At 65.7% G+C, this 12,456-nt stretch carries 15 protein-coding genes; 12 read left to right on the plus strand and 3 right to left on the minus strand.

Features of this window, described 5'->3' with window-relative positions; genetic code table 11:
* Positions 1 to 153: 153 nt before the first annotated feature.
* Genes EJI00_RS01755 through EJI00_RS01770 form a run of 4 tightly spaced genes read left to right on the plus strand, consistent with a single transcriptional unit; the run spans position 154 to position 3,362 of the window.
* Entirely contained in the window at positions 154 to 1,266 is a 1,113-nt protein-coding gene (locus EJI00_RS01755; RefSeq protein WP_126745737.1) for an RluA family pseudouridine synthase, read from the plus strand.
* On the plus strand, positions 1,259 to 1,930 hold the full coding sequence (locus EJI00_RS01760) for an HAD family hydrolase (RefSeq protein WP_126745738.1): 672 nt from the start codon (positions 1,259 to 1,261) through the stop codon (positions 1,928 to 1,930). The genes EJI00_RS01755 and EJI00_RS01760 overlap by 8 nt, the downstream gene beginning before the upstream one ends.
* A gap of 14 nt (positions 1,931 to 1,944) precedes the next feature.
* Positions 1,945 to 2,316, plus strand: a complete 372-nt coding sequence (locus EJI00_RS01765) for a Rieske (2Fe-2S) protein (protein ID WP_126745739.1) — start codon at positions 1,945 to 1,947, stop codon at positions 2,314 to 2,316.
* 2 nt (positions 2,317 to 2,318) lie between these two features.
* Complete coding sequence (locus tag EJI00_RS01770; RefSeq protein WP_126745740.1) at positions 2,319 to 3,362, plus strand: S49 family peptidase; 1,044 nt, start codon at positions 2,319 to 2,321, stop codon at positions 3,360 to 3,362.
* 21 nt (positions 3,363 to 3,383) lie between these two features.
* Here the strand turns inward: EJI00_RS01770 and EJI00_RS01775 are convergent, their stop codons facing one another.
* The 3 genes from EJI00_RS01775 to EJI00_RS01785 are packed head-to-tail and all read right to left on the minus strand — an operon-like array spanning position 3,384 to position 5,886.
* Positions 3,384 to 4,541, minus strand: a complete 1,158-nt coding sequence (locus EJI00_RS01775; RefSeq protein ID WP_126745741.1) for an MFS transporter — start codon at positions 4,539 to 4,541, stop codon at positions 3,384 to 3,386.
* A 2-nt stretch (positions 4,542 to 4,543) separates the two neighbouring features.
* The gene (locus EJI00_RS01780; RefSeq protein WP_126745742.1) at positions 4,544 to 5,308 is read right to left on the minus strand and encodes an SAM-dependent methyltransferase; all 765 of its coding nucleotides are present in this window, start codon (positions 5,306 to 5,308) and stop codon (positions 4,544 to 4,546) included.
* Complete coding sequence (locus EJI00_RS01785; protein ID WP_126745743.1) at positions 5,305 to 5,886, minus strand: Maf family protein; 582 nt, start codon at positions 5,884 to 5,886, stop codon at positions 5,305 to 5,307. Before EJI00_RS01785 ends, EJI00_RS01780 begins: the two co-directional genes overlap by 4 nt.
* A gap of 81 nt (positions 5,887 to 5,967) precedes the next feature.
* On the opposite strand from EJI00_RS01785, the gene EJI00_RS01790 reads away from it, so the two are divergent.
* The 8 genes from EJI00_RS01790 (at position 5,968) to fabF (ending at position 12,449) form a co-directional block, all read left to right on the plus strand.
* Positions 5,968 to 6,525, plus strand: coding sequence for a YceD family protein (locus EJI00_RS01790; RefSeq protein ID WP_126745744.1), 558 nt, complete (start codon positions 5,968 to 5,970; stop codon positions 6,523 to 6,525).
* A gap of 146 nt (positions 6,526 to 6,671) precedes the next feature.
* Positions 6,672 to 6,854 carry a 50S ribosomal protein L32 gene (rpmF, locus tag EJI00_RS01795; RefSeq protein WP_007830466.1) on the plus strand — a complete coding sequence of 61 codons (183 nt, stop codon included), beginning with the start codon at positions 6,672 to 6,674 and terminating at the stop codon, positions 6,852 to 6,854.
* A gap of 61 nt (positions 6,855 to 6,915) precedes the next feature.
* Entirely contained in the window at positions 6,916 to 8,013 is a 1,098-nt protein-coding gene (gene plsX / locus EJI00_RS01800; RefSeq protein ID WP_126745745.1) for a phosphate acyltransferase PlsX, read from the plus strand.
* The gene (locus EJI00_RS01805) at positions 8,013 to 8,990 is read left to right on the plus strand and encodes a beta-ketoacyl-ACP synthase III (RefSeq protein ID WP_126745746.1); all 978 of its coding nucleotides are present in this window, start codon (positions 8,013 to 8,015) and stop codon (positions 8,988 to 8,990) included. Before plsX ends, EJI00_RS01805 begins: the two co-directional genes overlap by 1 nt.
* A 50-nt stretch (positions 8,991 to 9,040) precedes the next feature.
* On the plus strand, positions 9,041 to 9,994 hold the full coding sequence (fabD, locus tag EJI00_RS01810) for an ACP S-malonyltransferase (RefSeq protein ID WP_126745747.1): 954 nt from the start codon (positions 9,041 to 9,043) through the stop codon (positions 9,992 to 9,994).
* Between the two features lie 27 nt (positions 9,995 to 10,021).
* Complete coding sequence (fabG, locus tag EJI00_RS01815) at positions 10,022 to 10,765, plus strand: 3-oxoacyl-ACP reductase FabG (protein WP_126745748.1); 744 nt, start codon at positions 10,022 to 10,024, stop codon at positions 10,763 to 10,765.
* Positions 10,766 to 10,868: 103 nt separating this feature from the next.
* The gene (acpP, locus tag EJI00_RS01820; RefSeq protein WP_007830471.1) at positions 10,869 to 11,108 is read left to right on the plus strand and encodes an acyl carrier protein; all 240 of its coding nucleotides are present in this window, start codon (positions 10,869 to 10,871) and stop codon (positions 11,106 to 11,108) included.
* 96 nt (positions 11,109 to 11,204) lie between these two features.
* Complete coding sequence (gene fabF, locus EJI00_RS01825) at positions 11,205 to 12,449, plus strand: beta-ketoacyl-ACP synthase II (protein ID WP_126745749.1); 1,245 nt, start codon at positions 11,205 to 11,207, stop codon at positions 12,447 to 12,449.
* Positions 12,450 to 12,456 lie beyond the last annotated feature (7 nt).

A 12,456-nucleotide genomic window follows, 5' to 3' on the forward strand; every position in this document is an offset into this window, starting at 1 on the left:
GCTTGACTTGGGCGCAGGGGCTGCCACTTTGCGCAATTGCGCGGGGTTTGCAGTCTCGGCGCCAAAGCGGCATCGACCTCGCAGCGTTGTCCTGGGCGTTTGACTGCAGTGATCTAAACTTCTGTCTAATCAAGCACTTACACGACCGCGCTGGTGAAAAACATTATAGGTGCGAAGCGAAGCCCCGCGGCCGCTCCAAATCCCGCAGTTCCGGATCCCGCGGCCCAAAAGGTTGCGGTGGACGCCGCGGCGCCGCACGCGTCCATCAAATTCATTACCGTGGATGCGGAATCCGCGGGCCAGCGGCTCGACAACTTCCTGTTCCGCCACTTGAAGGGCGTGCCCAAGACGCATGTCTACCGGATCATCCGGTCGGGCGAGGTGCGCATCAACAAGGGCCGGGCGCAGGCCGAAACGCGCATCGAGGCCGGCGACGTGCTGCGGCTGCCGCCTGTGCGCATATCGCCGCGCGCCGAAGAGGGCGCCGCGCCGCCCGTGCCGGCGCGCGAATTTCCGGTGCTGCTGGAGGACGACGCGGTGCTGGCCATCGACAAGCCCGCCGGCGTGGCGGTGCATGGCGGCAGCGGCGTGAGCTTTGGCGTGATCGAGCAATTGCGTACCGCGCGGCCGGCCGCCAAGTTCCTGGAGCTGGTGCACCGGCTCGACCGCGAGACCTCGGGCATCCTGCTGGTGGCCAAGAAGCGCAGCGCGCTGGTCGCGCTGCAAGACCAGTTCCGCGACCGCGAGACCGGCAAGACTTATCTTGCGCTGGTCGAGGGCGCCTGGCCCGCCAACAAGAAGGTGCTCGATGCGCCGCTTGCCAAATATCTGCTGCCGGGCGATGGCGCCGGTGCGGGCGAGCGCCGCGTGCGCGTGGTCGCCAAGGACCATCCTGATGCGATGCGCGCCGTCACGCTGGTGCGCGTGCTGGCGCGGCTCACGCTGCCGGGCGACACCACGCCGCTGTCATTGCTGGCGGTCACCATCAAGACCGGCCGCACCCATCAGATTCGCGTGCATCTTGCTTCGGCCGGCCACCCGATTGCGGGCGACGACAAGTACGGCGCCTTCGAGCGCCAGCGCGCGCTGCAAAAACTGGGCCTCAAGCGCATGTTCCTGCACGCCTGGCGCTTGCAGTTCAGCCACCCCGCGACCGGCGAGCGCGTGGCGCTGCAGGCCGGCTTGCCGCCTGAGCTGCATAGTTTGATGCCGCCGCAGGCGCTCGAGGCGCTCGCCCAACATCCCACTCCCACGGCCAATGACTGATTCTTCCCGACCCCTGCGCTTCGACCTGATCGCCTTCGATTGGGACGGCACGCTTTACGACTCCACCCGGCTCATCGTGCGCTGCATTCAAGCGGCGGTGATCGACGTCGGCGGCGCCAAGCCGAGCGAGAACGACGCCGCCTGGGTCATCGGCCTGGGCCTGGCCGAGGCCCTGGCGCGTGCAGCGCCCGATGTGCCGAAAGAAAAATACGCCGAGCTCGGCGCGCGCTACCGCTATCACTATTTGCAGCACCAGGACGACCTCGTGCTGTTCGACGGCGTGCTGCAGATGATCGACGCCCTGCGCGCGCGCGGCCACAAGCTGGCCGTGGCCACGGGCAAATCGCGCCGCGGATTGAACGAGGCGCTGAAGACGGTCGCGCTGCGCGACCGTTTCGACGCTTCGCGCACCGCCGACGAGACATTCGGCAAGCCGCACCCGCGCATGCTGCTGGAGCTGATGGAAGAGCTCGAGGTGCCGGCCGAACGCACCTTGATGATCGGCGACACCACGCACGACCTGCAACTGGCGCTCAATGCCGGCTGCGCCAGCGTGGGCGTGAGCTACGGCGCCCACGAGCCCGAAAGCTTCGACGCGCTGAAGCCGCTGTTCATTGCCCACTCGGTGGCCAGCCTCGAGGCATGGCTCCTGGACAACGCCTGACCGAAGATCTTGCGATGAGCGAAGAAGAGCCCATTCCCCTTTGCAACGCCTCGGACCTCGTCGAAGGCAGCCTCGCCGTACCTTTCGACGTGGTCTACGGCGGTGAAACCTGCCGTGCTTTTGCAGTGCGCTTTGAAGGGCAGCCGCACGCCTACCTGAACCGATGCAGCCACGTGGCCATGGAAATGGATTTCCAGCCCGACCGCTTCTTCGACGACAGCGGCCAGTGGCTGCTCTGCGCCACCCACGGCGCGGTCTACAAGCCGGACACCGGCGAATGCGCGGGCGGCCCGTGCCGCGGCGGCCTGCTGAAGATCGCCCTCAGCGAACGTGACGGCGTGGTGCACTGGCATACTGCCTGGAACCTCCATCCCCTGAGCTTTTGACAATGACCGACCCGAACCGCACGGAACCTGAAGGTTTTGATCCTTTTGAGCCGGCCACCCCCATTGCGTCTTCGCAAGGCGCGCCGAAAAACATGGCCAAAGATCCCACGCAGCGTCCCGGGTGGGAGCGCGCAACGCTCGAGAAACTCGCCTTCGCTTCCCTGAACGAACAGAAGGCCGCGCGCCGCTGGAAGACCTTTACGCGTCTTTCGTGGCTCGCCTTCTTCATCTTCCTGGTCTGGCTGGCCATGTCGCGCAGCACGCCGAGCACCGCCAAGACAACAGCCCACACGGCGGTTGTCGAGATCAAGGGCGAAATTGCCAACGGCGGCGACGCCAGCGCCGAATTCGTCATTGCCGCAATGAAGACGGCCTTCGAGGACGAGGGCGCCAAAGGCATCGTGCTGCTCATCAATTCGCCCGGCGGAAGCCCCGTGCAGGCGGGCATCATCAGCGACGAGATCAAGCGCCTGAAGGCCAAGCACAAGAAGCCGGTGTACGCCGTGGTCGAAGAAACCTGTGCTTCTGCCGCCTATTACATTGCCGCCGCCACCGACAAGATCTACGTCGACAAGGCCAGCATCGTCGGCAGCATCGGCGTGCTGATGGATGGCTTCGGCTTTACCGGCGTGATGGAAAAGGTCGGCGTCGAGCGCCGGCTGCTGACGGCCGGAGACAACAAGGGCTTTCTCGACCCGTTCAGCCCGATGAGCGATGCGCAGCGCGCGCACGCCCAGGCCATGCTGAACCAGATTCACCAGCAGTTCATCAACGTGGTGAAGGCGGGGCGCGGCGACCGGCTCAAGCTCGACACCCCGGGCCTTTTCAGCGGGTTGTTCTGGAGCGGCGAGCAGGCCGTCGAGTTCGGCCTGGCGGACCAGCTGGGCAATGTCGACTACGTGGCGCGCGAAGTCATCAAGGCCGAAGAGGTGACCGACTACACCCGCCGCGACAACGTGGCCGAAAAGCTCGCCAAGAAATTCGGCGCCGCCATGGGCGACGCCACGGTGCGCTCGCTGCAGTCCGCCGCGCCGGCGCTGCGCTAAGGCTTTCCCCCGGTGGCCGGCTCAGGCGGGCTTGTCGCCGCCGCTGTTCGTGTATCGGGCCGAGGCCGCGAGCGCCACGGCAAAAACCACCACCACATAGAGCGCGGCCGTCAGCGAACTGGCCCGCGCCAGCAGGCCGATGACCGCCGGGCCGGCCATGAACCCGAGATAGGCCACGGCCGAGACGGCGGCAATGCCGGTGGCGGGTTCGATGCCGGGCACGCGCGCCGATGCGCCGAACAGAATCGGCACCACGTTCGCAAAGCCGACGCCCACGCCCGCAAAGCCGATCAGCGCAAGCCACGGGAGATTCGTCAGCAGCACCAGCGTCATGGCCGCTGCCGCCAGCACACCGCTGCCGAGCAGCAGCGCGGCCGGCGAAAAGCGGGCACGCATGGCGTCACCGCCGAAGCGAGCGGCCGCCATGGCCGCCGAGAAGCTCGCGTACGCCAGCGCGGCCTGCTTTTGCGGGCTGCCGAGTTCCTGCTGCATGTAGAGCACACTCCAGTCGTAGATGGCGCCCTCGGCAATCAGGCCCAGCGCCGCGAGCACGCCCAGCACCGCAAGCGCGCCGCGGGGCAGCCGGAACTTGCGGTCTGCGGCAGTTGCATCGCCTGCGGCCGGCGGGTTGGGCAGCATGCGCATGGAAGACACGGCCACCAGCAACGCCATGGCGCCCGCAACCCACAGCAGGTGCGCCTGCGCGCCCAGGCCGGCGGCGAGTGCGGCGCTGCCGCTCGCGGCACCGGCCATGCCGCCCAGGCTGAACATGCCGTGCATGCCGCTCATCAGCGGCGTGCCGCCATGCAACTCGAGCTGCGCCGCTTCGGTATTGATGGCCACGTCGAACACGCTAGTCACCAGGCCGAAGGCCGCCAGCAACGCCAGCAGGGCGAGGTAGCCGGGCATGGCGATGAGCCCGGCCAGCAGCAGCGCGTAGACGCAGCCGCAGACGGCCGCCATCCGCCGGGGGCCGTGGCGCCCGATCCAGCGGCCGGCGCTGGTCAGGCCGTACATCGCACCGGCACCGGCCGCGAGCATTGCGAGGCCGAGCTGGGCCTCATCAATGCCGTAGTGGGCCTTGACGGTGGGAACGTGCACGCCCCAGGTCGCAAAGATGAAGCCGGAGGAAAAGAACTGCGCGCGCGAGGCCCAGCGGGTGCTGGCGGTGACCACCATCGTCAACGCCCGATCGCGAACACCGCGGGCAGGCGTTCGTCCGTAGCGGTGCCAGGCGCCTTGGCGCGCCAGGCCTTCACCGTTTCACTGCGCACGTGGGCGGTTGCCAGCGTGAGGCCGCGCGCCACCGCAAGGCGGGTGTTGTGCTGGAGCGTTTGCACCAGCGCCTGGAGCAGCGCGGCGTTGCGATAGGGGGTCTCGATGAAAAGCTGCGTCTGGCCCGTCTTGAGCGCCAGCGCCTCAAGCTCGCGGATGCGGCTTTGCCGCTCGCCCGAGTCCTGAGGCAGGTAGCCGACGAAAGCGAAGTTCTGGCCGTTGAGACCGCTCGCGGCCAATGCGAGCAGCAGCGACACCGGACCGGTGAGCGGCACCACGGCAATGCCCACCTCATGCGCGGCGCGCGCCACCGAAGAGCCTGGGTCGGCCACAGCCGGCATGCCGGCTTCGCTCAGCAGGCCGATGTCATGGCCTTCGAGTGCGGCCGCCAGCAAGGGCCGGGCATTGAATTGGCCTGCGTGGTCGCCCTTCTTGTGCACTTCGCGCGGCAGTTCCCGGATGTCTTGCGCCTGCAGGGGCGCCGCCAGCGGAATAACGGCGTCGATCCGTTTCAGGTAGGCGCGGGCCGACTTGGCGTTTTCGCAGATCCAGTGGGTGATGCCGGCGGCCGCCTGCAGCGTGCCGAGGGGCAGGGCGTCCTGGAGCGGCGCCTGGGTATCGCAGCCGAAGTCGAGCGGTGCGGGTACGAGATAGAGCTTGCCCGGCGTCACAGCAATTCGACTCCGGCGGACCGCAGCATGCGGCAGGTGCGAATCAGCGGCAGGCCGACGAGGGCGGTGGGGTCGTCGCTGTCGATGGCGCTCAGCAACGCGATGCCGAGCCCTTCGCTCTTGGCACTGCCGGCGCAGTCGTAGGGCTGTTCGGCCTGCAGGTAGCGCTCGATGGCCGCATCGCTGAGGTCTCGGAAAACGACCCGAACCGGCGCCAGATCGCGTTCGACAAAGCCGGTGGCTTGGCAAACGACGGCCACGGCGGTCTGGAATATCAATGTTTGGCCACGCATCTTGCACAACTGGGCCGTGGCGCGCGCGTGGTCGCCGGGCTTGCCGAGCGCCTCGCCGGCCAGGTCGGCCACCTGGTCCGAGCCAATCACCACGGCCTCGGGAAAGCGTGCGGCCACGGCGCGGGCCTTTTCCAATGCCAGGCGTTCGGCCAGTTCGCGCGGGGTTTCGCCGGGAAGCGCGGTTTCGTCGACTTCCGGGGGCTGCACGTCGAAGGGCAAATGAAGGCGGTTCAGCAGTTCGCGCCGGTAGCGCGAGGTCGAGGCAAGAATCAAGGGGCGTTGCATGGAGACGATTGTGCGTGAGCCCGCAAGAGCCTTTGGCTGCACCGCGCCAATTCCCCCGGCTGGCGCGCTAGACTGGCGCGGATGAAGAGAGAATTTGTTCCCCAGCGGCTCGACGTGGCCGCCTTTGCCGCTGAAGCCGCGGTGCTTTCGGCTAACGACCCGGTGCCTGATTACTCCCGGCTGGCGCAAGAACTGGCTGAGCCGGCGCCCGAAGCCTTGGTGCACTGGGAGGCGGCCGGCGAGCAGCGCACCGGCGCCGACGGCAAGGCCGAACCCTGGCTGCATCTGGTGGCCGAAACGACGGTGCCACTAGTGTGCCAGCGCTGCCTGGCACCGGTTGATACGCTTGTTGCATCTGACCGCTGGTTCCGTTTTGTGGCCGATGAGGCTACGGCGGATGCGGAAGACGACGAATCCGAAGAAGACCTGCTGGTCGTGAGCCGCGATTTCGACCTGCATGCCCTCATCGAGGACGAGCTTTTGATGGAGATCCCCGTCATGCCCGTCCATGAGGTGTGCCCGACGCCGATCCAGCTTTCGTCCAGCGACGAGGACTTCAAGGCGGCCGAAGAGGCCAAGCCCAACCCGTTTGCGGTGCTCGGCGCGTTGCGTTCGCGCAAGCCGGAAGAGGGCAAGTAGCCCTTTCTCGCAGGCTGGGCTATAATCATGGGCTTCGCGCGCGCCGCCGTGAGCAGCAAGACAGACAAAGGCATTCCATACATGTCCCTGTATTGCCACCGCAAGAGAGCGCATCCACTCACTCACCTAACAGTCCAGGAGCCATCATGGCCGTCCAGCAAAACAAGAAGTCGCCTTCCAAGCGCGGCATGCACCGTTCCCACAATGCGCTGGTCGTGCCCGGCATTGCCGTGGAACCGACCACCGGTGAAACGCACCTGCGTCACCACATCAGCCCGAACGGTTTCTACCGTGGCCGTCAGGTCCTCAAGAACAAGTCCGAAGCCTGATTTCGCATCCCAAGGCCGAGGCCCGAAGCTACTTTTGCTGTAGCGTCGGGCCTTTGTTTTGATGGTTACGTCTTCCTCCTCCGAATCCTCCGCCGCGCCCGCCGCAATCACGCTTGCCGTCGATTGCATGGGCGGCGACCACGGGCCGCGCGTCACGCTTGCGGCCTGCCGCGCATTTCTCGATCGGCATGCGGAAGCATCGCTGCTGCTGGTCGGAGCGCCCGCGGCCTTGGCCGGCTTTGGCGAACACCCTAGGGCGCGCATCGTTGCCGCGAGCGAAGTGGTGGGCATGGACGACCCGGTCGAGATTGCATTGCGCAAGAAGAAAGACTCTTCGATGCGCATTGCAATCCAGCAGGTCAAGGACGGCGCCGCCCAAGCCGCCATCTCGGCCGGCAACACGGGTGCACTGATGGCAATTGCGCGCTACCTGCTCAAGACCCTCGACGGCATCGACCGCCCGGCGATTGCCCCGCAGCTGCCGAACATCAAGGGCGGCGCCACCACCGTGCTCGACCTGGGCGCGAATGTCGACTGCGACGCTGAAGACCTGCTGCAGTTTGCCGTGCTTGGCTCGGCGCTGGTTTCCGCGCTCACGGGCAACGAGTCGCCTTCGGTCGGCTTGCTCAATGTGGGCGAAGAAGCGATCAAGGGCAGCGAAACCATCAAAAAAGCGAGCCAACTGCTTCGTACTGCGGCTAATTCCAAAGACTTGAACTTCTACGGAAACGTGGAAGGCAACGATATCTTCAAGGGAACGACCGACATCGTCGTGTGTGACGGTTTTGTCGGGAACGTTGCGCTGAAGGCGAGTGAAGGCGTCGCGTCAATGATCGGCGAATTCATTCGCGTGGAATTTTCGCGGAGCTTATTCACCAAGGCTGCGGCTATCGTTGCCTATCCGGTGCTAAAAGCGTTTAAAAATCGCCTGGATCACCGTCGTTACAACGGTGCGGCCCTGTTGGGCCTGCGCGGGCTGGTTTTCAAGAGCCATGGCTCGGCTGACGAAGTGGCTTTCGGCCATGCGCTGGATCGCGCTTATGATGCCGCTCGCAACAACCTGCTCGATCGCGTGCGGGCCCGCATCGCCCACGCCGCGCCTTTGCTCGCGCGGCAGGAGCCAGCGGTGCCAGCGGACGCGACGGCCCTTCACGCTTGATGAGCCCTTATTCACGCATCACCGGCACTGGCAGCTATCTGCCTCCGCGCCGGGTGACCAACGACGACCTTGCCAAGGAATTGGCAACGCGCGGCATCGAGACCTCGGATCAATGGATCGTCGAGCGCACCGGCATCCACGCGCGCCATTTCGCGGCGCCCGAGGTGACGAGCAGCGACCTCGGCCTTGAAGCCGCCCGAAGCGCCCTCGAGGCGGCAGGACGCAAGGCGGAAGACATCGACCTGATCATCGTCGCCACGTCGACGCCCGACATGGTGTTTCCGTCGTCGGCCGCCATCCTTCAGAACAAGCTCGGCATCGCCGGTTGCCCGGCATTCGACGTACAGGCGGTCTGCAGCGGGTTTGTCTATGCGCTGACCGTGGCCGACGCCATGATTCGCACCGGCACTGCGCGTTGCGCGCTGGTGGTCGGCGCCGAGGTGTTCTCGCGCATTCTCGATTTCAACGATCGCACCACCTGCGTGCTGTTCGGCGACGGCGCCGGCGCCGTGGTGCTCGAAGCGAGCGAAGAGCCCGGCATCCTGGCGAGCGACCTGCATGCGGACGGCAAGCACGTCGGCATTCTTTGCGTGCCGGGCCACCTGTCGGGCGGCAATGTGCTGGGTACGCCCCTGCTGCACATGGACGGCCAGGCCGTGTTCAAGCTCGCAGTGCGCGTGCTCGAAGAAGCCGCGCGTGCCACGCTCGCAAAGGCGGGCAAGACCGACGCCGACATCGACTGGCTCATTCCGCACCAGGCCAATATCCGCATCATGGAAGGCACGGCCAAGAAGCTGAAGCTTCCGCGCGAGAAGCTCATCGTCACGGTCAACGAGCACGGCAATACCTCAGCCGCCTCGATTCCGCTGGCGCTCGATGAAGCCGTGCGCTCCGGCAAGGTGAAAAAGGGTGAAACCGTCATGCTCGAAGGCGTGGGCGGTGGCTTCACCTGGGGCGCGGTGCTATTGAACTTGTAGCGTATTGCGGCGCCAGTAGGGGCTGCAATGCGACATGACGCTTTAAAACAATGAAATCCTTCGCTTTTGTCTTTCCGGGTCAGGGCTCGCAGGCGGTCGGCATGCTCGACGCCTGGGGCGACCATCCGGCCGTTGTCGAAACCCTGCGCGAGGCCTCCGAGGCGCTGGACGAAGACATTGCCGCGCTGATCAAGAGCGGGCCCAAGGAAGAGCTGGCGCTCACCACCAACACCCAGCCCGTCATGCTGGTGGCCGGCGTGGCGGCTTGGCGCGCCTGGCTGGCCGAAGGCGGCGCAGCCCCTTCCGTCGTGGCGGGACATTCGCTGGGCGAATATTCCGCCCTGGTTGCGTCCGGCGTGCTCACGCTGGCGCAAGCCGCGCCGCTGGTGCGGTTTCGTGCGCGGGCCATGCAGCAAGCGGTGCCTGTGGGCACCGGCGCCATGGCTGCCGTTCTGGGCATGGAAGTTGGCAAGGTCGTGGCGGGCTGCGCGGAAGCCACCGCTTCGTTCGGTGCGGGCAGCGCCGAGATCGTCGAAGCCGTGAATTTCAACGATCCGATGCAAACCGTGATCGCGGGCAGCAAGGCGGCCGTCGACAAGGCCTGCGAGCTGCTCAAGGCGAATGGCGCCAAGCGCGCGTTGCTGTTGCCCGTCTCGGCGCCGTTCCATTCGAGCCTGATGAAGCCCGCGGCCGAGGCGCTGCGCGAAAAGCTCAGCACCATCACCCTCGCTGCGCCCCAGATTCCGGTACTCAACAATATCGATGTGGCCGTGGAAACCGATCCGGCCCGCATCCGCGAAGCCCTGGTGCGCCAGGCCGCCGGCCCGGTTCGCTGGGTTGAAAGCGTGCAGGCCTTGAAACTGCGTGGTGTAGCCGCCATCATCGAGTGCGGGCCCGGCAAGGTGCTGGCCGGAATGGTCAAGCGCATCGCCCCCGAGCTCGAAGCCGCGTCGGTGTACGACCCGGCAACGCTCGCGGACACCCGACAACTGCTCGCCGCCTGAACGGCGAAAGGCCCGGACACTTCTTCTATGAGCATTCCCAAATTCGAAGGGCAAGTCGCCCTGGTCACCGGCGCGTCGCGCGGCATTGGCGCAGCGATTGCACTCGAGCTCGCCCAGCGCGGCCTCAAGGTGGTTGGCACCGGCACCACCGAAGACGGCGCGGCCAAGATCACCTCCGCGCTCAGCGCCTTCGATGGCCGCGGCCGCGCACTCGACGTGAACGACGGCGCTGCCGTCGAAGCCCTGATCGACGAAATCGTGAAAGCCTATGGCGCCATCCACGTGCTGGTCAACAACGCCGGCATCACGCGCGACACGCTCGCCATGCGCATGAAGGACGACGATTGGGATGCCGTGCTTGCCACCAATCTCAAGGCCGTGTTCGGGCTTTCGCGCGCCGTGATTCGCCCGATGATGAAGCAGCGCTACGGCCGCATCATCAGCATCACCAGCGTGGTCGGCGCCTCCGGCAATGCCGGCCAGGCCAACTACGCCGCGGCCAAGGCCGGCGTCGCGGGCATGACCCGTGCGCTGGCACGCGAACTCGGCAGCCGCAACATCACGGTCAACTGCGTCGCGCCGGGTTTCATCGAAACCGACATGACCGCCAGCCTGCCCGAGGCTCAGCAACAGGCGCTGCTACAGCAGATTCCGCTGGGCCACCTGGGCAAGCCGGCCGACATCGCGCATGCGGTGGCGTATCTCGCATCCCCGCAGGCTTCCTATGTGACGGGGCAGGAACTGCACGTCAACGGCGGCATGCACATGTAATTGGCCGCAAGGCGCAATCTTTCCCCGTCCCGGGTGCACGGCAAATGCCACAATGCGCCCGGCTAAAATCCACCGATTACCTACAACCCTCAGAGGGAACCAAATGAGCGATATCGAAGCACGTGTCAAGAAAATCATCGCCGAGCAACTCGGCGTGGAAGAGTCCCAAGTAACGAATGAAAAGGCCTTCGTGGCCGACCTCGGTGCGGACTCGCTCGACACGGTCGAACTGGTGATGGCACTCGAAGACGAATTCGGCATTGAAATTCCGGATGAAGACGCCGAGAAGATCACCACGGTGCAAAACGCCGTCGACTACGCCACCAAGAATCAAAAGGCCTGATCGGGCCGGCTGCAACTGCGACGGCCGGCGGCGCTTTGTTCAAGCACCGTACGCGCCGCCAGCAGCTGTTCAGCGCTTCCAGAAAGGTTTGCCGGCATGACCAAACGCCGCGTCGTCGTGACCGGGCTCGGTTGCATCGCTCCTGTCGGAAACACCGCAACCGAGTCCTGGGCCAACCTGTTGGCCGGGAACTCGGGCATTGCGAACATCACCGCATTCGATGCAAGCGCCTTCGCCTGCAAGTTCGCAGGTGAGGTGAAGGGTTTCGACATCACCCAATACATCTCGGAGAAGGAAGCGCGCCATATGGACCGCTTCATTCATCTGGGGCTTGCCGCCGCCATCCAGGCGGTGCAGGACAGCGGGCTGCCGACCGGCGAAGCGCTGTCGTACGAAGAAGCCGTGCGCATCGGCTGCAACATCGGCTCGGGCATTGGCGGCCTGCCGATGATCGAAGAGACGCATGGCGAATACGCGAGCCGCGGCCCGCGCCGCATTTCGCCGTTCTTCGTGCCGGCTTCGATCATCAACATGATCTCGGGCCACGTGTCGATCAAGTACGGCTTCAAGGGCCCGAACATCGCTGTGGTCACCGCCTGCACCACCGGCCTGCACGCCATCGGCACCTCGGCGCGCATGATCGAATACGGCGACGCCGACGTCATGATCGCGGGCGGCGCCGAGTCGACCATTTCTCCGCTCGGCATCGGCGGCTTTACCGCACCGCGCGCGCTCAGCACGCGCAACGACGATCCCGCCACGGCCTCGCGTCCGTGGGACAAGGACCGCGACGGTTTCGTGCTCGGCGAAGGCGCCGGCGTGCTGGTGCTCGAAGAGTACGAACGAGCAAAGGCCCGCGGCGCCAAGATCTATGCGGAAGTGGCGGGCTTCGGCCTGACCGGCGACGCGTACCACATGACCGCGCCCGACGTCGACGGCCCACGCCGTTCGATGGCCATGGCGCTGGCCAATGCGGGCGTCAACGCCGACGAGGTGCAGTACCTGAATGCGCATGGCACTTCCACGCAGATCGGTGACCTCAACGAGACCAATGCGGTCAAGCTCGCCTTCGGCGATCACGCGAAGAAGCTGGTCGTGAACTCGACCAAGTCGATGACCGGCCACTTGCTGGGCGGTGCCGGTGGCATCGAGTCGGTGTTCACGGTGCTCGCACTGCATCACCAGAAGAGCCCGCCGACCATCAACATCTTCAACCAGGATCCGGAGTGCGACCTCGACTACTGCGCCAATACGGCGCGCGATCTCAAGATCGATGTCGCGGTCAAGAACAACTTCGGCTTCGGCGGCACCAACGGCACGCTGGTGTTCAAGCGCGCTTGAACCTTGC

Source organism: Variovorax sp. DXTD-1 (assembly GCF_003984625.1).
Taxonomy (GTDB): Bacteria; Pseudomonadota; Gammaproteobacteria; order Burkholderiales; family Burkholderiaceae_C; genus Variovorax.